The 24,714-nt window shown below is 39.5% G+C and carries 24 protein-coding genes and 1 tRNA gene; 8 read left to right on the plus strand and 17 right to left on the minus strand.

Annotation, left to right across the window (positions count from 1 at the left end; genetic code table 11):
- Positions 1-5: 5 nt before the first annotated feature.
- The 16 genes from ruvA to G7074_RS07720 all read right to left on the minus strand — a co-directional run bounded on the left by ruvA (position 6) and on the right by G7074_RS07720 (position 16,335).
- The gene (ruvA, locus tag G7074_RS07645; RefSeq protein WP_124561099.1) at positions 6-590 is read right to left on the minus strand and encodes a Holliday junction branch migration protein RuvA; all 585 of its coding nucleotides are present in this window, start codon (positions 588-590) and stop codon (positions 6-8) included.
- Positions 591-596: 6 nt separating this feature from the next.
- Positions 597-2,915 (minus strand): NADP-dependent malic enzyme, encoded by a 2,319-nt coding sequence (locus G7074_RS07650; protein ID WP_124561100.1) that lies wholly within the window; start codon positions 2,913-2,915, stop codon positions 597-599.
- A gap of 348 nt (positions 2,916-3,263) precedes the next feature.
- On the minus strand, positions 3,264-3,872 hold the full coding sequence (locus G7074_RS07655) for a Fic family protein (RefSeq protein WP_166207734.1): 609 nt from the start codon (positions 3,870-3,872) through the stop codon (positions 3,264-3,266).
- A 120-nt stretch (positions 3,873-3,992) separates the two neighbouring features.
- Positions 3,993-5,396, minus strand: a complete 1,404-nt coding sequence (locus G7074_RS07660) for a lytic transglycosylase domain-containing protein (protein ID WP_124561102.1) — start codon at positions 5,394-5,396, stop codon at positions 3,993-3,995.
- Positions 5,397-5,608: 212 nt separating this feature from the next.
- Complete coding sequence (gene gatA / locus G7074_RS07665; protein ID WP_124561103.1) at positions 5,609-7,027, minus strand: Asp-tRNA(Asn)/Glu-tRNA(Gln) amidotransferase subunit GatA; 1,419 nt, start codon at positions 7,025-7,027, stop codon at positions 5,609-5,611.
- Between the two features lie 18 nt (positions 7,028-7,045).
- Positions 7,046-7,246, minus strand: coding sequence for a twin-arginine translocase TatA/TatE family subunit (locus G7074_RS07670; RefSeq protein WP_029986031.1), 201 nt, complete (start codon positions 7,244-7,246; stop codon positions 7,046-7,048).
- Between the two features lie 12 nt (positions 7,247-7,258).
- Entirely contained in the window at positions 7,259-7,585 is a 327-nt protein-coding gene (locus tag G7074_RS07675) for a twin-arginine translocase TatA/TatE family subunit (protein ID WP_240916499.1), read from the minus strand.
- Positions 7,586-7,665: 80 nt separating this feature from the next.
- Positions 7,666-8,961, minus strand: coding sequence for a murein hydrolase activator EnvC (locus G7074_RS07680; RefSeq protein ID WP_124561105.1), 1,296 nt, complete (start codon positions 8,959-8,961; stop codon positions 7,666-7,668).
- Between the two features lie 144 nt (positions 8,962-9,105).
- Positions 9,106-9,897: a DUF4292 domain-containing protein gene (locus tag G7074_RS07685; RefSeq protein WP_166207737.1), complete on the minus strand. Its 792-nt coding sequence runs from the start codon at positions 9,895-9,897 to the stop codon at positions 9,106-9,108.
- Positions 9,875-11,572, minus strand: a complete 1,698-nt coding sequence (locus G7074_RS07690; protein WP_166207740.1) for a tetratricopeptide repeat protein — start codon at positions 11,570-11,572, stop codon at positions 9,875-9,877. The genes G7074_RS07685 and G7074_RS07690 overlap by 23 nt, the downstream gene beginning before the upstream one ends.
- A 38-nt stretch (positions 11,573-11,610) precedes the next feature.
- Positions 11,611-12,042 carry a dUTP diphosphatase gene (dut, locus tag G7074_RS07695; RefSeq protein WP_124561108.1) on the minus strand — a complete coding sequence of 144 codons (432 nt, stop codon included), beginning with the start codon at positions 12,040-12,042 and terminating at the stop codon, positions 11,611-11,613.
- A 54-nt stretch (positions 12,043-12,096) separates the two neighbouring features.
- A complete protein-coding gene (locus G7074_RS07700) occupies positions 12,097-13,575 on the minus strand; it encodes a lipopolysaccharide biosynthesis protein (protein ID WP_166207743.1) in 1,479 nt (492 codons plus the stop codon).
- Positions 13,576-13,706: 131 nt separating this feature from the next.
- Positions 13,707-13,979, minus strand: coding sequence for an acylphosphatase (locus G7074_RS07705; RefSeq protein WP_166207746.1), 273 nt, complete (start codon positions 13,977-13,979; stop codon positions 13,707-13,709).
- Between the two features lie 63 nt (positions 13,980-14,042).
- Positions 14,043-14,999: a nitronate monooxygenase family protein gene (locus tag G7074_RS07710; RefSeq protein ID WP_166207749.1), complete on the minus strand. Its 957-nt coding sequence runs from the start codon at positions 14,997-14,999 to the stop codon at positions 14,043-14,045.
- Between the two features lie 3 nt (positions 15,000-15,002).
- The gene (locus G7074_RS07715) at positions 15,003-16,163 is read right to left on the minus strand and encodes an amidohydrolase family protein (protein ID WP_166207751.1); all 1,161 of its coding nucleotides are present in this window, start codon (positions 16,161-16,163) and stop codon (positions 15,003-15,005) included.
- Positions 16,164-16,262: 99 nt separating this feature from the next.
- A tRNA-Thr gene (locus G7074_RS07720) sits at positions 16,263-16,335 on the minus strand.
- A 286-nt stretch (positions 16,336-16,621) separates the two neighbouring features.
- Here G7074_RS07720 and G7074_RS07725 point away from each other — a divergent pair.
- The 3 genes from G7074_RS07725 to G7074_RS07735 all read left to right on the plus strand — a co-directional run bounded on the left by G7074_RS07725 (position 16,622) and on the right by G7074_RS07735 (position 18,731).
- Positions 16,622-16,936 (plus strand): hypothetical protein, encoded by a 315-nt coding sequence (locus tag G7074_RS07725; RefSeq protein ID WP_124561113.1) that lies wholly within the window; start codon positions 16,622-16,624, stop codon positions 16,934-16,936.
- 80 nt (positions 16,937-17,016) lie between these two features.
- Positions 17,017-17,331, plus strand: a complete 315-nt coding sequence (locus G7074_RS07730; protein ID WP_166207754.1) for a hypothetical protein — start codon at positions 17,017-17,019, stop codon at positions 17,329-17,331.
- A gap of 68 nt (positions 17,332-17,399) precedes the next feature.
- Entirely contained in the window at positions 17,400-18,731 is a 1,332-nt protein-coding gene (locus G7074_RS07735; protein WP_166207756.1) for a sigma-54 dependent transcriptional regulator, read from the plus strand.
- Between the two features lie 3 nt (positions 18,732-18,734).
- Here G7074_RS07735 and G7074_RS07740 read toward each other — a convergent pair whose 3' ends face one another.
- Positions 18,735-21,206, minus strand: a complete 2,472-nt coding sequence (locus G7074_RS07740) for an ATP-binding protein (RefSeq protein WP_166207759.1) — start codon at positions 21,204-21,206, stop codon at positions 18,735-18,737.
- Positions 21,207-21,347: 141 nt separating this feature from the next.
- Here G7074_RS07740 and G7074_RS07745 point away from each other — a divergent pair, with 141 nt between their 5' ends.
- From G7074_RS07745 to G7074_RS07765, 5 genes are all read left to right on the plus strand, one after another.
- Complete coding sequence (locus G7074_RS07745) at positions 21,348-22,037, plus strand: YafY family protein (protein WP_166207762.1); 690 nt, start codon at positions 21,348-21,350, stop codon at positions 22,035-22,037.
- A gap of 71 nt (positions 22,038-22,108) precedes the next feature.
- Positions 22,109-22,669 carry a DinB family protein gene (locus G7074_RS07750; RefSeq protein ID WP_233603925.1) on the plus strand — a complete coding sequence of 187 codons (561 nt, stop codon included), beginning with the start codon at positions 22,109-22,111 and terminating at the stop codon, positions 22,667-22,669.
- Between the two features lie 118 nt (positions 22,670-22,787).
- A complete protein-coding gene (locus G7074_RS07755; RefSeq protein ID WP_166207765.1) occupies positions 22,788-23,309 on the plus strand; it encodes an NADPH-dependent FMN reductase in 522 nt (173 codons plus the stop codon).
- Positions 23,310-23,336: 27 nt separating this feature from the next.
- Positions 23,337-24,299 (plus strand): 23S rRNA pseudouridine(2604) synthase RluF, encoded by a 963-nt coding sequence (rluF, locus tag G7074_RS07760; protein WP_166207768.1) that lies wholly within the window; start codon positions 23,337-23,339, stop codon positions 24,297-24,299.
- The gene (locus G7074_RS07765) at positions 24,299-24,706 is read left to right on the plus strand and encodes a DUF3995 domain-containing protein (protein WP_166207770.1); all 408 of its coding nucleotides are present in this window, start codon (positions 24,299-24,301) and stop codon (positions 24,704-24,706) included. Before rluF ends, G7074_RS07765 begins: the two co-directional genes overlap by 1 nt.
- The last annotated feature ends 8 nt before the right edge of the window (positions 24,707-24,714 follow it).

Consider the following 24,714-nt stretch of genomic DNA (forward strand, 5'->3'; position numbering starts at 1 on the left):
AAGATCTATAAGGTTTTCAAGGCATATTTAATTAGTTGTTCAACCGAAAGTGTTCCCTCATTCACTTTTAATATCTGATCTATAGTTTTTTCGGCAGTTTGTTTGGCAAATCCGAGCATTACCAATGCTGATAACGCTTCATCTTTAACAGTATTGTGTAAAGGCATAGAAATTAATGAATCTGCGCCTTCTTTTTTCAGTTTATCCTGTAATTCAAGAACCAGGCGTTGTGCTGTTTTTGCACCCAGGCCCTTAATGCGTTGAATAAGTGGCAAATCGGCCTTAATTATTGCCGTTTGAATTTCCACAGGGGTAATGGACGATAAAATCATCCGTCCGGTATTGGGCCCGATTCCTGATACCGAAATCAGGTGTAAAAATAAACGGCGTTCGCCTTCATCGGCGAAGCCGTATAATGTGTGTGCATCTTCTTTTACATGCAGCCAGGTATAAATTTTACACCTTTCTGCATCGCCCAAAGCACTGTAAGTATTTAATGAAATATTTATATGATAGCCTATACCTCCGGCTTCTACCACAACATAAGCTGGGTTTTTAAACGTCAATTTACCGTCGATATAGGCGTACATGTAATTCTACTTCTTGGTTGATTTGGTAAATATACCTTTTCGTTTCGAAGTTCCAGCAATTTCTTCTTTGGCTTGAACATCTACTACTGCAATAGTAACCATATTTACGATCTCACGCACCGAACTTCCTAACTGAACAATATGAACAGGCTTGTTTAATCCCAATAAAATTGGCCCAACTGCCTCTGCTCCACCCAGCTCTTGTAACAATTTGTACGCAATGTTACCTGACTCTAAATTCGGGAACACCAAAGTATTTGCAGGAGCATCGGCCAGGGTACTGAAAGGAAAGTTATCTTTCAATAATTCGTTGTTAATGGCGAAGTTTCCTTGCATCTCTCCATCAACCACTACATCGGGATGATTTTTATGCAAAAGATTTACGGTTTCTCTTACTTTGTTTGGCGTTACACCATCGTTTGAGCCAAAGTTTGAATAAGATAATAAAGCAATACGTGGCTTAATGTTAAACTGTTTAACCGATTTATCCAGTAATAAGGTAATATCTACCAGTTCTTCTGCAGTCGGATCAACATTTACAGTTGTATCGCCAAAGAAAACCGGACCTTTTTTGGTCATCATCATATACATACCAGCCACACGTTTTACGCTTGGATCAACACCAATTACGTGTAATGCAGGCTTAATAGTCGATCCGTAATTTTTGGTTAAACCAGAAATCATGGCATCAGCTTCGCCAAACTCAACCATCGATGCACCGTAATAGTTACGGTCTCTCAATAATTTAGTCGCATCGGTTAATGAAATACCCTTACGCTGACGTTTTTTATAAAGCGCCTCGGCATATTGTTTAGTTTTATCAGGGTTCTGCATCTGATCGATTATTTCTACACCTTCAAGTTCTAAACCATGCTCATCAATAATGGCTTGTATTTTATCTTTATTTCCTAAAAGGATCGGAATCGCAATATTTTCGTCGTTAACGATCTGCGCTGCTTTTAAGATTTTATAGTTGTCTGCTTCAGCAAAAACCACACGCTTCGGATCCGTTTTGGCTTTAGTGGTAATGGCACGCATAATGGCATCATCCAAACCTAAACGTTTTCTCAGTTCTTCGGTATAAGCATCCCAATCGGTAATGATTTTACGGGCAACACCACTTTCAATAGCAGCTTTGGCTACAGCAGTAGAAACTTCGGTAATTAACCTGAAATCTACTGGTTTAGGAATGATATAGTCTTTACCAAATTTAAGGTTGCGGGCATTATAGGCCAGGTTTACCGATTCCGGAACCGATTTTTTAGCCAGCTCGGCAATCGCTTTAACCGCAGCAATTTTCATGGGCTCGTTAATGCTGGTTGCACGTACATCAAGCGCACCACGGAAAATATAAGGGAAACCTAAAACGTTGTTAACCTGGTTAGGATAATCAGAACGGCCGGTTGCCATAATGATATCTTTACGGGTTTTGATCGCCAGCTCGTAAGCGATCTCAGGATTAGGGTTCGACATGGCAAAAACAATCGGGTTTTTCGCCATCGAGTTCAACATATCTACGCTAACACAATCAGCAGAAGAAAGACCGATGAAAACATCCGAATCTTTCATGGCTTCTTCTAAAGTGTTGATCTTTCTGTCGGTAGCAAATTCTGCTTTAATCGCATCAAGCGACTCGCGGTCTTTGCGGATTACACCAGAACGGTCGCACATTACGATATTCTCTTTTTTAGCGCCTAAAGAAACATATAATTTGGTACAAGAAATTGCAGCGGCACCAGCACCATTAACTACAATTTTAATCTTATCCATTTTTTTCTTGATGATTTCGCAGGCATTTAATAAGGCTGCAGCAGAAATAATTGCGGTACCGTGTTGGTCATCGTGCATTACCGGAATGTTCATCTCTTCCTTTAAACGGCGTTCGATTTCGAAACATTCTGGAGCTTTAATATCCTCAAGGTTTACACCTCCAAAGGTTGGCTCTAAAGCTTTAACGATTTTTACAAAATCATCTACGTTTTTGGTATCCAGCTCTAAATCGAATACGTCGATATCGGCAAAGATTTTGAAAAGTAAACCTTTACCTTCCATTACCGGCTTTCCGGCTTCAGGGCCAATATCGCCCAAACCTAATACGGCTGTACCATTACTGATTACCGCAACAAGGTTTCCTTTTGCGGTGTACTTATAAACATCTTCTTTATTTTCTGCTATTTGCAAGCAAGGCTCGGCTACTCCCGGCGAGTACGCGAGGGTTAAATCTCTCTGCGAATTTGTAGGTTTTGTTGGAATTACCTGTATCTTTCCTGGACGGCCTTGTGCGTGATAATCAAGCGCATCTTGCTTTCTAGTGGTTTTACTCATTACGTAACTTATTAGTGACGGCGCAAAGGTACAATTCTTTTTATGAGGCATAAAATAAAAAGCCCTCCAAAAAAGTTTAATCTGGGTTTAGTAAAAAATTGAGTTAACATAACAAGAAGAACTCATTATTTCAACCTTGCAAATGTGATAGCAAAATCTACCTCCCTCTTTTACGTGGTTGGAAATTCATCTCAAAATTATTAGTGAGGTTTCTTTTTTGATCAATCTCTGATTGCATGCGTGCTATGCTCAATTCTGCAAAATAGTTTGTCAAGATACTAGTATCTCTATGCTTTTCTGAAAGTTTGAGTGCATTAATATAAGCTGGTTTATCTGCCGCTGTTACAATCACATGGGCTGTGACAATCTGGCTAAAATATAATTGGATATTAACCTACCCACTCGACCATTGCCGTCTGGGAACGGGTGGAGATAGATAAAAAACTTGTGGAAACGCGCACTGATTTCCAATGGGTGCAAACTTGATTTGATGATTGCGTCTTCCGTTGACTGCATCAATTGAGGCATTCTTTTAATACTAGTCTCGAAATCCCCAAAAACTGTATCTCCAGCTGCCATTTGAGTCTTCGTGTATTCCCCTGGCTCATACCCTTTTGCAAATTTAATCGTATTTCTGGTAAGCAATTCCTGTGTTTGCTTGACAAAAAGTTCTGATAAAGGCTTGTCTAGGTTGTCAAAAACAAATTCGTATGCATTAAAGTGGTCTAAGATTTCGAAAGCTTCAAAAAGCGAATGGTTTTGAAGTTTAAGGCTCATCCCCTTCTCTCTTAATTCCCTTGTCTCATCTACCGTAAAAGAATTGCCCTCAACTGCACAGCTGTGTGCAGAGAAAAGGATCTCGTTGTACTCCCGAAAGTCATCAACATCAAAACTATCTGAAATAATTTTTTTATATTCGGTTACCGTCTTGTCGTAAGTTCGGAGAAGTTGATCCATTCTGTAAAATTACAAAAGAGATTTAACAAATGTCATTCGATTAATGGACAGTACCAATTTAGTTAGGAATTCAACTGACTGAATCCGAATAAAAATAGTGAAATCCCTTTTGAGACTCGCTTAACCCTTACTGATTTTCAGGATCATACCAGCCTGTAAGCCTGCTTTGCTCAGCTTATTATCCCGTCTAATACTCTGAACAGTAGCGCCATCAAATTTCTCGGCTATTTCTGATAAGGTATCGCCGGTTTTTACTTTATAGCTTAAAAACGATGCTGGTGCCTTCAGCACTACACGGTTTTTAGCATAAATTTTAAGTCTTTGTCCGGGTACAATAGTTTTACTTTTTAAGCCGTTCCAAACCCGCAAATCCTGCACTTCAACGCCATACTTATCAGCAACGGCGGTTAAATTCTGTCCGCTGGTAACTTTATGGTAAACTACAGCAGATGCAGTAGCGCTTTTGGCTTTTTTCTTTCTTAAATCACGTACATCATCGGTGCTCGCCTCTATTACGCGCATGTTTACATCAACATCTACATTGTTGAGCACTTCGTAAACACCAGCAAAATCAATATCTTTTAATTTAGGCATCACAATGCGCTTGGGCTCATCGTCAGTACCGTTAACAATCTTCTTCTTATACGACGGGTTTAAGGCAAATATGGCCGATTCTTCTACATTTAAGGCCTTCGCCAGTGTAGAAAGCGATACAAACCTGGTGGTTTGAACGGTATCGGTTTTTAAGAACATGTTGCAGGCCTGACTGGTAATCTGATGTTTGTTCGAATAATTCATTACGTAAACCGCGGCAATAAATGCGGGCACATAATTCCTGGTTTCTTTGGGTAAAAACTGTCTGATTACCCAAAAATCGCGAGATCCGGCTTTATCAATTGCACGGGTTACATTCCCCTTGCCACAGTTGTAGGCTGCAATGGCCAAAAGCCAGTCGCCAAGCTCTTCAAAAGCATCTCTAAAATAAGCCGCAGCAGCATAACTGGCCTGAATGGGATCTTTGCGTTCATCAACAAAGTTATCCATCTTCAAACCGTAAGCTTTTCCGGTACCAAACATAAACTGCCAGATACCCGTTGCCCCAACGCGCGAAATGGCGTGTGGGTTCATTTGGGATTCTACGATAGTGAGGTATTTTATCTCTTGCGGAATGTTGTAATCTTTTAAAGCCTTATCAAAAATAGGGAAGTAATAACTCGATAAGCCGATCATTTTGCCGAACATATCTTTACGCTTGGCATAAATATCGATGTACTGCTGTACGTACTCGTTGTAAGGAAGCGGAACGGTTTTGGTAATCGAATCGAGCCTGAGTTTATAGATGAAATTCTGGCTCATCATTAACGGATTCTCGGTAACCAGCGGAACGGCTACGGTATCAGTATTGATGAAAATGTTGTTTTGCGCTTTACGAAGGCTATCTAAATGGAGAAGTTGTTGTGCCGAAACGGAAGAAATCAATCCGAAGCAAACACAAATTGAAGCAAGAAGTAATTTTTTAATCATGGGCTATTGGTTTAAACTTCCATTGGCCGTGGTTTGTGTCGCCACAAACCTTATACAAATCCCTTCTCTTTTTCGGCTTTACCAATCCAGAACAGCAATTTGATAATTTCTAAACACTGTTTAGAAAACAACTCATGAAATGCCATTGCCATACTTAACGATAATGCTTTTTTTGCATTAAGATTGCCTCGTACCTCGCAATGACGATAATACTATGATAAAAATGCCTGAGAAAAAGCCAGAAGCTTATCTTCCTCAAAATGTTTGGCTGTAAATTGTATACTTAACGGCAAATTTGCTTCGTTATTGCCCAAAGGCAGTGCAATAGCCGGGTTACCACTTAAAGATGGTAGTACCGTAAAAATATCGGCCATGTACATTACCAGCGCATCCTGTACATTATCACCTATTTTAAAGGCTGCTGTGGGTGCTACCGGCGATAAAACAAAATCATATTCTTCGAAAAGCTGATCCATTTTTTCGCGGATTAAACGGCGAACTTGCTGGGCTTTTTGATAATAAGCATCGTAATATCCGGCACTTAAAACAAAAGTTCCTAAAAGGATACGGCGTTTTACCTCTTCGCCAAAGCCCTCTGCACGCGATAATTTGTATAATTCGTTTAACGATTTCGCTTCCATATTACGGTGACCATAATGCACACCATCGTAGCGCGAAAGATTAGATGAAGCTTCGGCTGTGGTTAAAATATAATAAGCCGGAACGAGGTAGTCTAACAGATCAAAAGATACATACTCAACGGTATGGCCTTGTGCCTGTAAATCTGCTATAGATTTTAAAATGGCAGTTTTAATTTCAGGATCAAGCGCTTCGCTCTCAATCGTTTCTTTTAAAACCGCTATTTTTTGTTTTTTAGTTTCGTTTAAATGTGCCGGGTAATCCGGAACGGTTAAAGCCGAAGCAGTAGAGTCATGATCATCAGAACCCGCCAAAACCTGAAGCAATATTGCTGCATCTTCTATCGATGAAGTAATTGGACCAACCTGATCAAAAGAAGAGGCATAGGCAATTACACCATAACGGGAAATACGTCCATAGGTTGGTTTAAGGCCGATCTGACCGCAAAAAGCAGCTGGTTGCCTTACCGAACCACCTGTATCGGTACCTAAAGCAGATAAACACATATCGGCCTGAACCGCTACCGCCGAACCGCCAGACGAACCGCCCGGAACAAGCTCTGCATTTGCCGCGTTTCTTACTGCACCATAGAAAGAAGTTTCATTTGAGCCACCCATGGCAAATTCGTCGCAGTTTAAGCGGCCAATAATAACGGCATCTTCCTGCAATAAACGCTCAACAACAGTGGATGAATAGGGAGAGATAAAACCTTCGAGCATTTTCGATGATGCAGTTACCTCATGGTCTTTGTAGCAGATATTATCTTTAATACCAATAACCATCCCTGCAAGCTTACCTGCTGTACCTGCTTCTATTTTCTGCTGTACCGCTTTTGCCTGAACTTCGGCCGTATAAAAAAACACCTCATTAAATGCATTGAGGTGTTCATTATCTTTAATCTGCTTAAAATAATAAGCTAATAAATCGGGTAAAGTTAACTGCTTTTGCGAAATGAGCGATTGAATCTCTTTAAGAGAACTGTATTTCTTCAAAACAAAAAATTATTGCAATTAAACAGTCTTATCGCGATTAGATGGATCTACCTGATCGCCATCAACGCCATCTTTACCATCTTTAAATTCTTTAACACCTTTACCTAAACCTCTCATTAGTTCAGGAATTTTTTTACCACCAAATAATAACAATACCACTACCGCAATAATGATAATTTCTGGTGTTCCAAGCATTGCTGCTATTGTTGTATTTAACATAATTTTTTCTGATTAAACTTTTTGATTGTCACTTACTTTTTTTTCGTCAACAGGTGTGCTTTCAGGTGTATGCGCTGCTTGTGCTTCTACCTTTTCATCAACCGGTGCTTCTTCAGTTGGGTGATGACGTTGACTATGGTTTACTGTTGCTTCTTCCGCTTCTTCTTTATCCAAATCCATGGCATTAATATTTCTATGGATTTCGCGCTTCACACCATCCGAGGCATCTTTGAATTCTCTGATCCCTTTCCCTAATCCTCTTGCCAGTTCGGGTAATTTTTTACCTCCAAACAACAAAAGAACCACTACTAAAATGAGTACGATCTCCGACCCCCCCATGTTTAAAAACTCTAATAACGTGCCTTGATACATCACTAATATAATTTATACAAATATAGACATTTTAACTTGTCTTAAGTTTATTTACTAATCCAGGCCTCCGGGTTTAATTTTGTCTGGCCTCTCATAATTTCAAAATGGAGTTCTGCAATATCTCCTGTATTTGCCAACACACCAATGGTTTGGCGTGTGCTTACTTTATCGCCTTTGCTAACACTCGCCGATCTCAGGTTTTGATAAATGGTAAAATAGTTACCGTGCATTAATATCACCACATATTTACCATAAATAAGGCTTACTCCTAACACTTCGCCATCAAACACCGCTCTTACTGCAGCACCTTCTGAAGCCGTAATATTTACCCCTTCGTTGTTCATCGACGCCTGATCTACTTTATGTACCCCGAAGTGCTCGGTAATGGTACCCGAAACCGGATAAGGCAATCTTCCTCTATTATTTTCAAATCCTGCAGCCAGTTTTGCCGATCCGGCATCGTTGGTAAGCAGTTCGTTGGTATTTTTCTCTTTTGCTGCCGCCGGAGCTGCTGGTACAGGTTTGTTTTCTGCCCTTGCTTTAGCCGCCGCCGCTTTCGCCTCTGCCGCTGCTTTCGCTGCTGCTATACGTGCTTCTTCTGCTGCTTTTCTTCTTGCCTCTTCAATAGCACGTTGAATCACTACACGAATGGCTTTATCAATCTGCGCCTGTTGTTTTACACGGGTATTAATGTCTTGCTTAAACTGCTTTTCCTGCTTGCTCAGTTTATTTAGCACTACCGATTGTTCGCTCTTATCTTTACCTAAGCGCTCACGCTCTCTTTCCTGCTCTTTTAACAGATCACTTTTTTCCCTAAGCGTTTTATCCAAAACCTTAATTTTACCATTCAGGTCTTGCTGCGTATTTTCAATGTAGCCTGCCTGTTTTTTACGGTACTGGCTAAACTGCTGTAAATATTTTATCCGTTTATAAGCCTGGTTAAAATCTTTGGCAGCAAAAATAAACATCATTTTGTCGTAAGCATTTCTGTTACGCTGGGCAAAACGGATCATTCCAGCATACTCCTTTTTAAGATCGCCTAACTGACCTTGTAATGTATGTACGGTATTGGTGTTCTGAGAGATTTGGTTATCCAGATTTTTTATTTCAGAATTGATGGTACCAATCTTATCCTGGCGCAACCGAATCTGGGCATTAATGGTATTAATCTGCTGTATGGTAAGCTTTTTACCACTGGCAGCCTTATTTAAATTTTTCTGAAGTTGTTCAATTTCGCGCTGAATCGCTTCTTTTTTCCTTCTAAGTTGGCTTTCAGTTTGCGCTACTGCCGAAAGGGTGAACGCGCTTAAAAAAAGGATAAATAGATATTTGTGTAGCTTCATTAAGCCAAAAGTATAAAAATTTTGTAGTAAAAAATATTAAAATTGAGATACACAGGCCATAATCACTTATAACAGAACCGTCTTCACTTAATCTTCATGCTCCAGATAAGTTTGAACGCCACACCTGGTTAATTTGTTTGGTAATTACTTTACTACAGTAAATCTCTTTGGTACACTAAACGGAAAATCGACCGGAACATTGCCATCAATTTTAACAAACTGCATGTCAATGTTTATTCGCTTTGCTTTAGATAAGGTTTTGATTTGCAAAGCACTTGGAAATAAATATTCATTTAATTTCTGATAATCGGTATAAGTTACTTTTAAGGCCTGTCCGTTTTGCGAATCATTTAAATTGGTTTCCGCCACTTTAAAAAGCGTATTGAAAAGCAATTTATAATCGAGCGTTTGTTTGCTGCCCGAAACCACCCAAACACCATTTTCGTTTTTAACATCCGATTGATCGGTCAAAAATTCTCCCATGGCATTCCCGGTTAAAATAGACTGTAAAGTATTAAAATTAACCTGCTTATTGGTAAAATTATAAATATAGCTGAAAGGCTTTTTCAGGTATTCGCTTTTCATGCGGTTCATAATTTTGATACTATCAGGTGTAATTAAAGCCCTGGCCACTTCGGCCATACCACCCAGAGCAGTAATGCTTACCCAAATCGTTTCCTTTTCTTTCATTTTGAAATTCATGGTTACATCATTGGCATCACCGGCAATATCGAGCGTAGCTTTCGCTTTGAGAGAAAGAGTATTAAATTTAAGTTGTTTACCGTTTAATAAGGTTAAGGCCTCGGCTTTAGAATTATCGGTTTTGGTTTCTGTTTTGGCCTGTGGAGCCACTACAATTTCTTTTTTAGGCTTACATGCCGAAACAAAAACTACAGTACCTAATAGGAACAGGCTATTTAAAATATTTCTTCTCATTTATTTTTTTATTTAATACATCTGAACTGTTTCCAGCCTCTTTTGCTTTTTGCCATTGAATTAATGCAGCATCTTTTTCACCCTTCATGTACAGGATATCGCCATATCGCTCCAAATAAACACCATTTTTACTACTATTGTTTTGCAGAGCCTTTTCAATCCAGGTTTTGGCCAGATCGTATTTTTGCTGTTTAAACAGGATAAAGGCATAGGTATCGGTAATCGACGAATTATCAGGCATGGCATTGGCCGCAGTTTCGGCATATTTAGCCGCTTTATTTAAATCGTCATTCCTCAAAGCCAGATAGTAGGCATAATTATTCATGATGAGGTAATTATCGGGCTCAGTTGAAATAGCCTTTTCGAAAGCTGTTTTGGCCAGGGCAAAGTTATTCTGGTTAATATAAATATCGCCTTGCAGCGCATAAACCTGTGCCTGCAAACTTTTATTCTCTACATCCAGTTGCAGCGAGGTTTTGAGGTTGCTTAAAGCCGCATCATGCTTACCGGTTTTAAATAGGGCATAGGCCATATAGTAGTACAGACTGGCCTGGTTTGGATAAATGGTCAGCGCTTCATCTCCAACTTTTACAGCCTCATCATAATGCCCAAGCAAGGTATGAATATTAATAACCTGTTCCCAAACCACATAAACCTGTTCGTTTAGTTTTAAAGCGGCCTGATATTGTGTTAAAGCTTCTTTTAAATTGTTTTGCTGATAAAGTACATCGCCATAAAGTGCCAGCGCTTTGGCATCAGCAGGATTTTTTTCAGCAACCAATTTACTCAGCTCGGTTACATTTTTGGCAACAACAGGCTGACCGAGTTTTGGAAAAAGAGCAGCAATAATTTTTATTTTCTCATTTATTGGCATGTCGGCACTTTCGAAAGCCATTTTTAAGGAAGCAAAGGCTGCTTCATCATTTTTCTGTTTGCGATAAATATCGGCCAAGCCTAAGTTTACCTCAAAATTATGAGGTTCTAGTTGATGTGCTTTTACCAGTACTTTTAATGCTTCGGGATCGTTGCCTTTTTGCAACAGCAAACCCGCGGCGTATAAATAGTTTTTTACATCGGCCTGGTTGCCCTCTAGTAATTTAACAATGTCGCTTTCTGAGGTACTCCCATTCTGATCCATTCTTCTTTTGGCTACAAGCAACTCTTTCGACTCGCCAAATTTGGCTTCAATTTCATTATAGGTTTTCTTCGCGGCATCGAGCTGATTGGCTAAAAACTGTGCATTGGCCTTATCAAAATAGTAGGCATCGTTTTGCGGATCAAGCCGGATTAACTGATTAAACACCTCAACCAGTTCGGGCATTTTATTGTTCCGTTTGTACACCTCGCCCAATAAACGCCAGTACCAGAGGTTATCCTGATTAATTTTTAAAGCCTGCTTTATATTTTGCTCTGCTTCAGTAAGTTTATCTAAGCGTAAATTGGCATTGGCCAGCTCGAAATAGGCCGCATGGTTACCGGGATCTAAACTTACAATCTTGTTGAAATTGGTTGAAGCGATTACATAATTTTCAGACATTTTCTCACGCAAGCCTGCAAAGAACAATTGTTTTACCATATTGCTATCGCGATTGGTAGCTGGCGTAACCGTTCCCTGACTAAAAGCCTGGAAGCTCGTCAAAGTAAGTCCGATAAGAAAATGAATTTTGTACTTCATATCATCCAAAAATTAACTTCAAACTGAAAACTACGAACTTACTTTCCGGTATGACCATAACCGCCTTCGCCCCGATCGGTTTCGCCTAGTGCATCAACCGCCTGCCAACTCACCGTTTCGTGCTTAGCCACTACCATTTGCGCAATCCTGTCGCCATTAACAATTTTAAAATCTGTATCCGATAAATTTACCAATAAAACTTTGATCTCGCCACGGTAATCGGCATCAATTGTACCCGGAGCATTAACAATACTAATGCCATGTTTATAGGCCAGCCCACTTCTTGGCCTGATCTGCGCTTCGTAACCTACGGGTAGTTCGATAAACAAGCCTGTAGGCACCAGTAAGCGCTGCAAAGGTTTAAGTGTAATTTCTTCGGTTATTGCAGCCCTCAAATCCATGCCTGCCGCATGTGCAGTTTCGTATTGAGGAAGTGGGTGTCCGGATTTGTTGATGATTTTTATTTCCATTTTTACTAGATGCGAGATTGGAGATGCTGGATTTTAGCTATAACAAGAACCCGATTACTTTTTCAGAAGCTTTAACAAATTATTTTTTTCAAAATAAAACATGCCTACTAAAAATATAATCAGCAACCCGTTTCCAAAGTAAATATTTTGTTTAAATACCCAAAAAGAAAGGTAAACTAAAATTATGGAAACAACAAGATAGGCAACCATGCGCTTTAAATTATAAGGAATAGGGTAATGCTTTTGTCCCAACACGTAAGAAATAACCATAATAATCAGGTAAGCAAACATAGATACCCAGGCAGAACCAATGTAGCTGTACTTTGGTATTAAAATGATGTTCATAACAATGGTAAACACTGCACCCACCAGCGAAATGTATAAACCAAAACGTGTCTGATCAGACAAACGGTACCAAACAGATAGATTCATGTAAATACCCAGGCACACATACCCAAACAACAGGTATGGAACCGCTGTCAATCCAACCCAATATTTATCTGAAATAAAATGTTTAATAATTTCAATGTTTGCCGTTAAGCCAACAAACAGAATGGATAAAGCCAGAACAAAATAATACAGGATGGTTGCATAGGTTTGTTTTGCATTGGCGTTTTTAGCATGACTGAAAAAGAAAGGTTCTGCTCCAAGCCTGAATGCTGTGTTGAAAATACTGATAAAAATAGCCAGTTTACATACTGCACCATAAATACCAATGTCATGATCGGCTATATTGGTTGGCAGGTATTTACTCAATAAAATTTTATCCAGGTTTTCGTTAATAATAAATGACAGGTTGGCAACCAGCACGGGCCAGCTATAACCGAACATATTGCTAAATAAGGCTTTATTAAACTTAAACTCGATTTCTAAGAACTGAGGCAAAAGCATTATGAATGTAACTATGCTTGCAATTAAATTGGAAATAAATACATACCCAACCCAACGCCCTTTATACCAGGACAACAACCATCCGCTTCCCATATCATTTTTAATTAACCAGGGAATGCCAAAAATAAATATCAGATTGAATCCCACGAATACACCAATATTTAAGAACTTGATGAGGCTGTAACGAAACGGCTTTCCATCGGCCCTCAGTTTGGCAAATGGAATTACGCTAATGGCATCTACAAATAAGATCCAGACAAAGTATTGCACATATAATTTTTGGTTGGCAAGTTCCGAAATGCTTCCATTTAGTGTAAACCGGGCCAGATAATCTGAAAAAACCAATCCCGTTATTAAGAAAAGGATTGAAATAAAAGCGATAACCAAAAAGCTGTTGTTATATACTTCCTGTTTTTTATCCTCATGCTTATTCAGATATCGGAAATAGGTAGTTTCCATTCCAAACGCCAAAATGGGATTAATGATGGAAACGTAACTGAACATTTTGGTAAATATCCCGTATACGCTTGTTGGATAAACCCGGGTATAAATAGGGGTCAGGATAAAATTGAATAAACGCGAAAAGATGGTACTTAAACCGTAAATCAGCGTTTGTCCGGCAAACTTTTTATATACAGACATATTTTAGTAGCAAGAAAAAATGATGATAGCAAAAAACAAGATGCTTAGCAGCAAGAGATTAGTAGGTAACCAAAGGCTCGTAGCGCACCGCTTGATAATTGATTCTCTATACCTGATACTCACTGCCTCTATTACTTCCTTAAAATTTCAAAATTACGATAGTTTTTCACTTCGGCTTCGTTTACTACAACATTTTCTACGCGTGAACGATCGGGTCCTTCATGGCACCAGTTTACAAATTCTTCGAGAAAAATATCCTCACCTTCTGCTTCAATATATACCGAGCCATCCTTTTCGTTCCGTACAAAACCATTCACCATCATCTGGTTGGCAATAATTTTAGTGGTTTCCCTAAAGCCTACGCCCTGCACTTTACCTGTTATTGTTATATTGAGGTGTTTCATTTATTGTTGTAAAATTGAAATGTTTTAAAGTTGCAAAGTTAGTAAACCAAATGTATCCTTATGTTATAAGTCCAATTCGTTTTGCAATTGTTTAATTCGTACTATTTCAATTTTAAACTCCTGCCATATTTCTTCGAGTATAACGCTTGCAGGCCTGATTTCTTTTAGCATGGCCGAAACCTGACCAATTTCAAGTTCACCTTCTTCCATGTCACCTTCAAACATACCCAGTTTTGCTCTCGCCCGGCCTAAAAGTTCCATTAACTCTGTCCGGTTAGCTCCCTCAGCTTCGGCAAAAGCAATGGTATTGGCAAATTCATTTTTTAATAACCGTACCGGAACCAGTTTTTTCAAGGCAAGTTTGGTATCACCCTCAGCTGCTGCAATAATTTTATGCTTAAATGCCGGGTGTGCCGACGATTCTTCGGCCACAGCAAAAGCCGATCCCACCTGAACAGCATCAGCACCTAAAGCAAAGGCTGCCAGCATGGCTTTTCCACTGCCTATACCACCTGCTGCAATTACAGGAATCTGCACCACTGCTTTAATCATCGGAATTAAACATAGGGTGGTGGTTTCTTCACGCCCATTGTGCCCACCAGCTTCAAAACCCTCAGCAACAATGGCATCTACCCCCACTTCTTCTGCTTTTAGCGCAAATTTGGTGTTTGCAATAACATGAACAACGGTAATCCCTTTATCTTTCAAAATTTTAGTCCATGTGGCCGGATTGCCCGCCGATGAAAAAACAATTTTCACACCTTCGTCAATTACAATATCAATAATTTCCTGGATGTTGGGATACAGCAACGGAATATTAACACCAAAAGGCTTATCGGTAGCTTTTTTACATTTTTGAATGTGTTCTCTTAAAACCTCAGGATACATGGAGCCTGCTCCAATAATGCCTAAACCACCAGCATTAGAAACTGCAGAAGCCAGTTTCCAACCGCTACACCAAACCATGCCAGCCTGGATAATGGGATATTTAATATTGAAAAGTTTGCAGATTGGGTTCATAAACTAAATTAATCTTGTTACTTGATCACTTTCAATAATAAAACCTTCTGAAAGCTGTACGAGGTTTAACCCTGGTGTTTTACCAATTTCTATCGTACCTAACCGTTCATCCAATCCAAGAAATTCGGCACCATTAATGGTTGCCCATTGTAAAAGTTTTTCAAAATCAACCTGTTTATATTCCTGAAGGGTTTTCATTTCGGCTAATATATTAAGCTGATGGTTACTGGCCAGACTATCGGTCCCTAAAGTAATTTTCACACCTTCCTCTACAAGTAGATCAACATCGGGCAACGCATTTTCTATATATAAGTTGGCCAGCGGACAAAGGCACCAGTATAAATTTGAATTGTTTTGTTTGGCAAACTCCACGTCGGCCCGGTTCGAAACTGTATTGTGTACCAGCAAGGTTTTTTGTTTCGCTATATAAGGCAGCCAGCTTTGCAACGATGTTTTTTTAGTGGGTTCGAAAAACGAAATGTCCAATCCCAAAAATTGGTACAAAGCTAAAAACCCGCCTGTTTTATCTTCAAAAAAAGCATTTTCATCAACAGTTTCCTGATTATGTACACTGATTAAACTCCCTTCATTTTGTGCTTCGGTATTAATTAACCTGAACAATTCAGGAGAAACAGAATATGGTGCATGGGGAACCACAGCAGCTGAGAGCGGACTAAATGCCTCTCTAATTCCTTTGGTATAATCCATTATTGCCGCTGCACGTTCGGGATTAAAGCCCATTGCCTCTACAAAAGTATAGTAGTGTATTTTACTGTTTTGCTTTATTGCTTTTGAAACGATCTGGTTAGCAATATCGCCAACGGCAACAATCCCGTTTTCAAACATTTGCTGATCAGCCTTTTGCATAGCCAATTCAATCTGTAAGGTATCGCTCTGCCTGCTTTTAATAATAGATTGAACAAATTCTACCAAACCAGTCTTTTCCGGTATCAACCCCAGCATGTGCGAAAGCTCTAAATGGCAATGCGTATTGATAAAGCCGGGAACAATAGCGCCTTTATGATGACCTACATCCAGATTTTTTGCCGTTGCAGCAGTTAACACCTGTTGTATTTCACCGGCGGCATTTACCGCAATTACACCATTTTTAATTGGCGAACTACTTACAGGAAAAATCCAATCGGCAGAAAAGTATTTAAGCATACCTGCAAATTAAGTGGATTAAACCAAGGCATCAAAATATATTGACGGCTAAATAAAATGATTTTATAATAATAAGGTGGTAAGGGAAGAAAGAAAAAGAGCCTCCTATCGGAATCGAACCAATGACCTACTGATTACAAGTCAGTTGCTCTACCAGCTGAGCTAAGGAGGCTTTTAATCGGGCTGCAATGATAGAAAAAAAATCTCTTTTTAAAAAAATTAAATCAAAAATATTTAAAAGCAAGGTGTCTTAACCAGCACAGCCTATTATTTAACCTCAAAAGTTGACCATACCTGTAGTTATTCTCCCCAATGTGTGGAGGAACTCCACACATTGTAAAACCATACAAAACAATAAATAATTAATAATCAGAAGATTAACAATCTGTGCCAGTTTTGGCACCATTATGAAACCTTAGCAAGTATTGTTACATAAATTAAATTTTAAAAATCATACTATGAAAAAGTTCGTATTAGCAGCAACAGTATTAGCATTAGCAGGATTCTCAACCGTAAAAGCAAGTGAAGTTAAAGATTTAAAACCTACTGCAATTGTAGCAGTTCAAGATAGCGCAGTGAAAACTCCGGTTAAATTAGAAGAATTACCTGAGCCGGTAGCTAAAGCATTAAAATCTGATGCATATAAAGGATGGACCGCTACTGAGGCATGGTCGGTTAAAGAAGGAACAAAAGAGTATTACTTAATCAATGTTAAAAAAGAAGCAGAAACAGGTTCTGTGAAAATTGACAAAGACGGTAAACCAGTTCAATAATTTAAATTGTATAAGCGCCGTTCAGGCATAATTAATATAAGCGTAGCCTTTGTGCTACGCATCACCTCAAATTAAAAAAAATGAAAAAATTAATTTTATCAGCTGCGTTCTTAGCTTTTGCAGGATTCTCAGCAGTACAGGCAAGTGAAGTAAATACAATGAAAAATGCTGCAATTGTTGCAGTTCAAGATAGCGCAGTAAAAACTCCGATTAAATTAGAAGAACTACCTGAGCCAGTTAAAACTGCATTAAAATCTGATGCATATAAAGGATGGACCGCTACTGAAGCATGGTCTGTTAAAGAAGGAACCAAGGAGTATTACTTAATCAATGTTAAAAAAGAAGCAGAAACAGGTTCTGTGAAAATTGACAAAGACGGTAAACCCGTACAATAAAACCCAAATATTACATCTACCTAGTATAAGAAAGCCGGATTATGTCCGGCTTTTCTTATTTTTGTTACATGGCGAGAATCCTGATTTTAGAAGATGATACTACTTTTGCTCAATTACTTGAAGGTTTTTTAACAAAAAACGATCACGCGATTACCCTTGTAACCCATGTAAAACAGTCTTTTAAACAGATTGAAAATAACGAATTTGAACTACTATTAATCGATTACCGCCTGCCAGATGGAACTGGCTTTGATGTGCTTAACCACCTTCGTGATCAGGGGATATCCATTCCGGTAATTATTATGACCAGCTTTAATGATGTGCGTACCGCTGTAAGATCTATCCAGCTAGGTGCATTCGATTATATTACCAAACCGGTTAATCCAGATGAGCTTTTAATGGTAATTAAGAACTCTTTAGCTAAAAAGGATTTAAAAAGCACGGAACCTGAACAGATAAACAGCGATTTTATAAAAGGCAAAAGTGCCATTGCCGATAAACTATACGGCCACATTAACCTGGTAGCACCTACCGATATGTCGGTAATTATTCAGGGTGAAAGTGGTACCGGAAAAGAATTTGCAGCCCGAACGTTGCATCAGCAGAGTAAACGTGCCGACAAGCCCTTTGTGGCAATAGATTGTGGCGCATTATCGAAAGATTTGGCAGCCAGCGAATTATTCGGGCATATTAAAGGAGCTTTTACCGGTGCTTTAAACGATAAAAAAGGACAGTTCGAAGCGGCAAACGGCGGAACCCTATTTTTAGATGAAGTTGGAAACCTGAGTTACGAAGTGCAGATTAAACTACTGCGGGCTTTACAGGAAAGAGTAATCCAGCCGCTGGGCAGCACCAAACAAATTCCGGTTAATGTTCGCATCGTTACCGCTACCAACGATGATTTGGCCAACAGCATACAGCAGGGAGAGTTTCGCGAAGATTTATACCACCGTTTGAACGAATTTAAAATCCAGCTTCCGCCTTTACGCGAGCGGGGGGGTGATCTTGAATTATTCATCAATCATTTTATACAACTGGCGAACCGTGACCTTGAACGTAACGTTAAAAGCGTATCGGCCGAGGCAAAATCACTTCTACTCCATTACGATTGGCCGGGTAACCTGCGCGAGTTAAGCAATGTAATTAAACGAATGGTTTTGCTAAGTCCGGGCGAGGTGGCGCAGATAGAAGCCCTACCAGATGAAATGATGATTGCTGTTCATCAGCAAACGCAGCCCGGAAGTTCTTCTGATTTAAAGGCTGTTAATGAACAGAACGAAAAAACACTCATTGCCGAAACGCTGATTAAAGTTAAGCACAACAAATCAAAAGCGGCAAAAATGTTAAATATCGATCGCAAAACCTTATATGCGAAAATGGAGCGTTACGGTATTGAGTAATCGTTAATCTGTATAATTCATTTCTTCCATTACAGCAATCAAATCCGCTAGTTTTTTAATCTGTACAGAAACATCGGCTTTAATTTGCCTGGTTAATCCTTTCCCGGCAATTTCAATTTCTAACAACCTAAATGAGTTAGCCAGCGTTTTAGCGCCTAATTGCCCTGTTCTACCCGCAAGCCGGTGCACAATTAATCTGCTTTTATCCTGATCGTTTTCTTCAAGGTGCGCTTTTATAGCAGCCAGGTCATCGATAGAATCCTGTTTAAACCTATCCATTATTTTTTCCAGCAACTGCTGATCGCCGAAAGTCATTTTTTCTATAGCCGAAAAATCAAATTCGGGTTGCTCGGTTAAAATTGCAGCTTTATCAAAAATAGATAAGATATCTATCGCTCTGAATGGTTTCATAATCAAGCCGTCAAAACCATCACTTAAAACCATTTCACGCTCCTCGGGCAAAACCTGCGCGGTTATGGCATAAAATTTAACCGAATCAGACAGTTTTTTCCTTAGTAAATGGCAAAGCTCAAAGCCTGTCATTTCAGGCATCCGCATATCAATCAGTACATATTTTAAATCATCTTCAGGCTTCGCGTGCAAAATATCGGCCACCTGGGTAAAACTTCTAAAAGGGATTTTATTCTTCTGAAAGATTGTACCACAAAGCTCCAAAATCAGCCTGTCATCGTCAATTACCCATACTGTCCCCGGATTTACAATGGTATAATTTTCTAAATCGCGTTCATTATAAACGCGCTCAGTAGTATGTTCATATTTGAGGTAAATATTAAACGTAGTACCGATGCCAGGTTTGCTTTTAACATAAATCCGTCCACCCTGTGTTTCAATTAACGATTTTACAATGGGTAAGCCCAAACCTGTACCGGCCTGATTGATGATGTATTTTTCGGGCGATTCAATCTGCTCAAATTCATTGAAAATTTTGGCCTGGTCTTTTTCTTCAAAACCAATTCCGGTATCCTGTATGGTAAAATGAAAATGCAGGTCGTTACCTTGCTTTTTATAAGAAACTGCCAGTTTTATTTCGCCCTTTAAAGTAAATTTAACCGCATTGCCCAAAAGGTTAAATAAAATTTGCTTTAACCTGAAAGCATCACCTTTAACCGATTCGAGGTGATCAAGGCCTAAATCTACAATTAACTGCAGCGATTTCTGTTCGGCCAGCGGACGCATTACCGAAATCACTTCGTCTAAAACATTTTTAATATCGAATACCTGATGATTAAAACGGAACTCGCCAGAAATGATCCTGTTGTAATCCAATACTTCATTTACAATCTGCAACAAATGGATAGATGACTGATAAATGGCATCGATATCTTTTTTCTGGGGTACATCCTGCTGGGTAATTAATTCGGCATAACCCAGTATCGATTGCAGCGGCGTTCTGATCTCGTGACTCATGTTGGAAAGAAAACGCTGTTTGGCTTTACCATGGTACTCGGCCTCATCCTTGGCCTGCTCCAATGCCTTCCTGTATTTATTGCTTCGGGTAATATCGGCAAGAATTAAATAGAGCAGAATAACGGTAAGCAGAAAAAATGCGAGGATGATGATCGTAATTTGTGTAATCCCGTCGTTTACCACTTCCTTGGCCTGAATACCGTTTAAATCAACCTGCGCTACAGCTTGTCCTTCAACCTCGCGCAAAATTTGTAGCATTTGTGCCGTTAATGCATTACTGGCATTGGATAGATCAGCTTCCCGTTTTAAAAATTTCTGGCTTTTCTGGCGTTGCTCCTGTTCGATATTTTTTAACGAACCGGTCATACTTTTCATAATGCTATCTTCGGCCTTCGCATTTAAAGTATCGCGTTTAACTTTAAACTCTTCATTAATAATCTTGTAGGCTTCTGATTTTTTCTTTCCAAAGATCTTGGCAAAAATACTACGCGATTTTTTCTCTTCCTCCGGAGCAACGGTAGTGGTAGATGTAGTTGTTTCGGTGGTTAATATGGCGCTGTCTGTTTGCCTTGCACGTGTGGCCACCAGTTCATTCAATTTCTGAACTTCATCAGAGAACGATTTGGTATTTACCAAAGTTTCTCTCACTTTCAGGTAGTTTACAAATTGTTTATCGCGATCAGAGAGCAGGTTCTTGATAGATTTTATACGCACCAGCTGTGCCGAATCGCCCCGATATAAGCTCCTGAGCGTATCTAAACTAGAACGTAATTTGCGTGATTCTTTCAGAAAACTGTAATTGCCCTGCTTATTAAATGCTTCATCGCGCTGCAACTGATCAAGCCTGGCAATTTTATGCGAAAGATCATTCACAATCCTTAAACGATCATTTGGTGCCGAAATTTCCTCAACTGTATCCAGCATACGCGTAAAGGCAAACTTACTGATCCCCCATGCCATCAGCAAGGCAAAACAGGCCAATAAGAAACCTATAATTACTTTACTTTTTACTGCCCGGAAAAAACGCTTTTGAATTACAGCCGCCATATTTCAGATTATATACCCCCACCACCATTATAAACGGCCTAACAGGTAAAATTGATATCTTTTTATTGTTTACAAATAACGTACCACAAGAAATCTGCACAAAAAACTTTAATTTTATACATCGCCTAATAAAAACCAAACATGAACCGTATCGATCGCCTTTTCGGCATATTAACTCTACTCCAATCTAAAAAATACATTACCGCCGAAAAAATTGCAGAACGGTTTGACATGAGTATCCGTACGGTTTACCGCGATATTAAAGCCCTGGGCGAACAGGGTATTCCGGTAAGTTTCGAGCAGCACAAAGGTTACTACTTGGTGCAGGGTTATTTTTTACCTCCTGTTTCTTTTAATATGGAAGAGGCCAATGCCCTCCTTTTGGTAGAAAGCCTGGTAAATGGTTTTGCCGATCATTCTATCCGGGCGCATTATTCCACCGCACTTACCAAAGTAAAATCGGTTCTCAAAAGCAACCAGAAAGAAAAGCTGGAAACCATGAACCAGCACATTAAACTGCAGATACCCGAAAGGCTTAATTTTAATTTTGAGTATTTATCGCTCATTCAGCAGGCCATTGCCGAGAAACATATTATTGAACTCGATTATAAAAACAACAAAGAAGAAGTAAGCAAACGGGAAGTAGAACCAATTGGATTAATTTTTTATGCTTTTAGCTGGCATTTAATTGCCTGGTGCCACTACCGCAATGAGTACCGCGATTTTAACCTCACCCGGATTATCTGCATCAAAAATCTGGGTATTTCCTTCAGAAAATCAACACACATGCCTTTAAACGATTACATGCACCTGCTGCCTGTAAATTATTAAAATATTTTTTTTACACTGCCATAGGGTTGTCAGTCGGCCATGTTTTCTTTGTTTAAACAAACATCAAAATCATGAGCATTGCCGATTTATTACTGATGGACTTACACACAGCAGAAAAAACAAAACAAAAAAATATGGACATTATTAAAGCATTATTGAAAGAGTTAGAGGCAGAATTTAATACGACAAAAAAATTTATGGCCCTGGTACCAGTTGATAAATTTGATTGGGCTCCGCACGAGAAAAGTATGAAAATGAAATCATTGGCCGGCCACATTGCCGAATTACCAGGTTGGATTGCGATGGCACTTACAACCGACGGGCTTGATTTTGCTGCAGTACCATACGAGGAGAAGAAAATCGAAACTGCTGCCGATTTAACCAAACTTTTGGAAGAAAGCTATGCCAGCGGCAAAACAGAACTCGAAAAAACAAATGAAGGAGTGCTATCAGAAAAATGGACTTTGAGAAATGGCGAACAAATTTTGGCTGATTATACCAAATACGAAACTATCCGCCATGCCCTTAGCCAAACCGCACACCACCGTGCGCAACTGGGGGTTTATTTAAGGTTATTAAATATTCCTTTACCAGGTAGCTATGGTCCGAGTGCCGATGACCAGAGTTTTTAAGTAAAATTATACCCGTCATTTCATGGGAAACAGATTTGGTGCATTACTGTTCCTCTGAAATGACGGTTGTATTACCTCCCTGCTTTTGTATTGCATTTTCACTTTGCTAATTTTAGCCATGAAGAAAATATTTGCAATTTGCGGTAGTACCAAAACAGCATCTACCAACCTCCTATTTATTGCGGCCATCGCCCAACTGCTGGGCGCTGAATACGAGGTAACCACCCTCGATTCTATTGCAGATCTTCCACATTTTAACCCCGATTCAGATACCATGCACCCGCCTCAACAGGTCGAACAACTCAGAAAAAGTATGAGTCAGGCAGATGGAATTTTAATTTCCACTCCCGAATATGCAATGGGGCTTCCAGGTAGCTTGAAAAATGTAATGGACTGGACTGTAAGCTCCTCCTCCTTTTCTAGAAAACCCGTTTTAGCTATCGTTGCTTCCTCGCAGGGTGAAAAAGCGTACCAATCTTTAATTGATATTTTAACGGTTATTGAGGCAGAAGTATATCCATTGTTAATTCCTTATGCTAAAACTAAAATTAACCAAGAAGCTACTATTTCGGATGCAGAAACCTTAGCGGCACTTAAAAGTACCCTCGATCAATTTGTTGCCAACCTATCGAATGGATAACACAATTTATTTCCGTAAAATTGCAGTATGAACAACAACTCTGCCACCCGTTTAAATAAATTCATCAGCGAAAGTGGACTATGTTCGCGCCGTGAAGCAGACCGTTACATTGAAAAAGGAACGGTTTTCATTAATGGAAAAAGGGCTAAAGTTGGCGATCAGGTTTTTGCCGGCGATAAAGTGATGGTTAACGGGCATAACATCGAACCTAAAGAAGAAAGCAGTTTCGTTTTGCTTGCCTTTAATAAGCCGGTAGGCATTACCAGTACAACCGAAAGTGGTGTACGCGATAATATTGTAGATTATGTAAACTACAGTGAAAGGATTTTTCCCATTGGCCGTTTAGATAAAGATTCATCGGGTTTAATTTTCCTGACCAACAATGGCGATATCGTTAACAAAATTTTACGGGCAGGGAATAAGCACGAGAAAGAATATATCGTTACGGTTAACAAACCCATTACCGAAGATTTTATTTTCGAAATGAGCAATGGGGTGCCTATTTTAGGTGTAAATACCCGTAAATGTAAGGTAAGGCAAATCAGTACCTTTGTGTTTAATATTATCCTGATCCAGGGCTTAAACAGGCAAATCCGCAGAATGTGCGAACATTTCGGATATGAAGTTACCCGGTTAGAACGCACCCGGATCATGAACATTAGCCTAAAGGGTATTCCAACGGGCGAATTCAGGGAACTTACCGAAGACGAGATGAACAGCATTACCAAAAGCATCGAAAATTCCTCTTCAGAAGCTAAACCAAAATCGAAAAGTACCGCAAAGAAAAAACCAAACGCCTGGGAAGAAATTCCGGAACTCCGCGAAGAGCAACCAAAGAAACAGTTTAAGCCAAAAGCAGCTGGTAAAAAATATCCGGCTCAGGGAGGGCCAAAAAAAAGCACAGCTAAAAGCAATTCGGCTAACCGTAATGCTAAATCATCCAGGCCGAAATCAACAGATAAATCACATTCACGCAAACGCGGGCGCTAATGAACAGCATCATTTACCTCAATACAACAATTTTTCTTTTTCTGGCAGGTGTTCATTTTTACTGGATGGCCGGCGGGAAATGGGGTATGAATGCTGCCTTGCCCACTACGGCGCAACATCAGCTTATTTTCAATCCCGGAAAAATCGGTACGCTGGTTGTAGCTCTGGGCTTACTTGCTTTTGCAGCCATAACCTTTGCACATAACTTTCATTTCGAAATCGATGTACCGCACTACCTCCGCTATGGTATTGCAATTATTTTTCTGATCAGAACCATTGGCGATTTTCGGTATGTGGGTATTTTCAGAAAGATAAAGCACACTGTATTTGCCCGGTACGACCAGAAATATTATGTTCCCTTATGTGGTTATCTAGCAGTATCGGAATTCTTTCTGGCTGCGTATTAATGTAAAAT

The organism is Pedobacter sp. HDW13, from assembly GCF_011303555.1.
In the GTDB taxonomy this organism is placed as follows: domain Bacteria; phylum Bacteroidota; class Bacteroidia; order Sphingobacteriales; family Sphingobacteriaceae; genus Pedobacter.

What these genes read in the sequence shown, in the direction of transcription:
- ruvA (WP_124561099.1), bottom strand. Translation starts at nt 590, where the DNA reads ATGTACGCCTATATCGACGGTAAATTGACGTTTAAAAACCCAGCTTAT.
- G7074_RS07650 (WP_124561100.1), bottom strand. Translation starts at nt 2,915, where the DNA reads ATGAGTAAAACCACTAGAAAGCAAGATGCGCTTGATTATCACGCACAA.
- G7074_RS07655 (WP_166207734.1), bottom strand. Translation starts at nt 3,872, where the DNA reads ATGGATCAACTTCTCCGAACTTACGACAAGACGGTAACCGAATATAAA.
- G7074_RS07660 (WP_124561102.1), bottom strand. Translation starts at nt 5,396, where the DNA reads ATGATTAAAAAATTACTTCTTGCTTCAATTTGTGTTTGCTTCGGATTG.
- G7074_RS07670 (WP_029986031.1), bottom strand. Translation starts at nt 7,246, where the DNA reads ATGTTAAATACAACAATAGCAGCAATGCTTGGAACACCAGAAATTATC.
- G7074_RS07675 (WP_240916499.1), bottom strand. Translation starts at nt 7,585, where the DNA reads ATGGGGGGGTCGGAGATCGTACTCATTTTAGTAGTGGTTCTTTTGTTG.
- G7074_RS07680 (WP_124561105.1), bottom strand. Translation starts at nt 8,961, where the DNA reads ATGAAGCTACACAAATATCTATTTATCCTTTTTTTAAGCGCGTTCACC.
- G7074_RS07685 (WP_166207737.1), bottom strand. Translation starts at nt 9,897, where the DNA reads ATGAGAAGAAATATTTTAAATAGCCTGTTCCTATTAGGTACTGTAGTT.
- G7074_RS07690 (WP_166207740.1), bottom strand. Translation starts at nt 11,572, where the DNA reads ATGAAGTACAAAATTCATTTTCTTATCGGACTTACTTTGACGAGCTTC.
- dut (WP_124561108.1), bottom strand. Translation starts at nt 12,042, where the DNA reads ATGGAAATAAAAATCATCAACAAATCCGGACACCCACTTCCTCAATAC.
- G7074_RS07700 (WP_166207743.1), bottom strand. Translation starts at nt 13,575, where the DNA reads ATGTCTGTATATAAAAAGTTTGCCGGACAAACGCTGATTTACGGTTTA.
- G7074_RS07705 (WP_166207746.1), bottom strand. Translation starts at nt 13,979, where the DNA reads ATGAAACACCTCAATATAACAATAACAGGTAAAGTGCAGGGCGTAGGC.
- G7074_RS07710 (WP_166207749.1), bottom strand. Translation starts at nt 14,999, where the DNA reads ATGAACCCAATCTGCAAACTTTTCAATATTAAATATCCCATTATCCAG.
- G7074_RS07715 (WP_166207751.1), bottom strand. Translation starts at nt 16,163, where the DNA reads ATGCTTAAATACTTTTCTGCCGATTGGATTTTTCCTGTAAGTAGTTCG.
- G7074_RS07725 (WP_124561113.1), top strand. Translation starts at nt 16,622, where the DNA reads ATGAAAAAGTTCGTATTAGCAGCAACAGTATTAGCATTAGCAGGATTC.
- G7074_RS07730 (WP_166207754.1), top strand. Translation starts at nt 17,017, where the DNA reads ATGAAAAAATTAATTTTATCAGCTGCGTTCTTAGCTTTTGCAGGATTC.
- G7074_RS07735 (WP_166207756.1), top strand. Translation starts at nt 17,400, where the DNA reads ATGGCGAGAATCCTGATTTTAGAAGATGATACTACTTTTGCTCAATTA.
- G7074_RS07740 (WP_166207759.1), bottom strand. Translation starts at nt 21,206, where the DNA reads ATGGCGGCTGTAATTCAAAAGCGTTTTTTCCGGGCAGTAAAAAGTAAA.
- G7074_RS07745 (WP_166207762.1), top strand. Translation starts at nt 21,348, where the DNA reads ATGAACCGTATCGATCGCCTTTTCGGCATATTAACTCTACTCCAATCT.
- G7074_RS07750 (WP_233603925.1), top strand. Translation starts at nt 22,109, where the DNA reads ATGAGCATTGCCGATTTATTACTGATGGACTTACACACAGCAGAAAAA.
- G7074_RS07755 (WP_166207765.1), top strand. Translation starts at nt 22,788, where the DNA reads ATGAAGAAAATATTTGCAATTTGCGGTAGTACCAAAACAGCATCTACC.
- rluF (WP_166207768.1), top strand. Translation starts at nt 23,337, where the DNA reads ATGAACAACAACTCTGCCACCCGTTTAAATAAATTCATCAGCGAAAGT.
- G7074_RS07765 (WP_166207770.1), top strand. Translation starts at nt 24,299, where the DNA reads ATGAACAGCATCATTTACCTCAATACAACAATTTTTCTTTTTCTGGCA.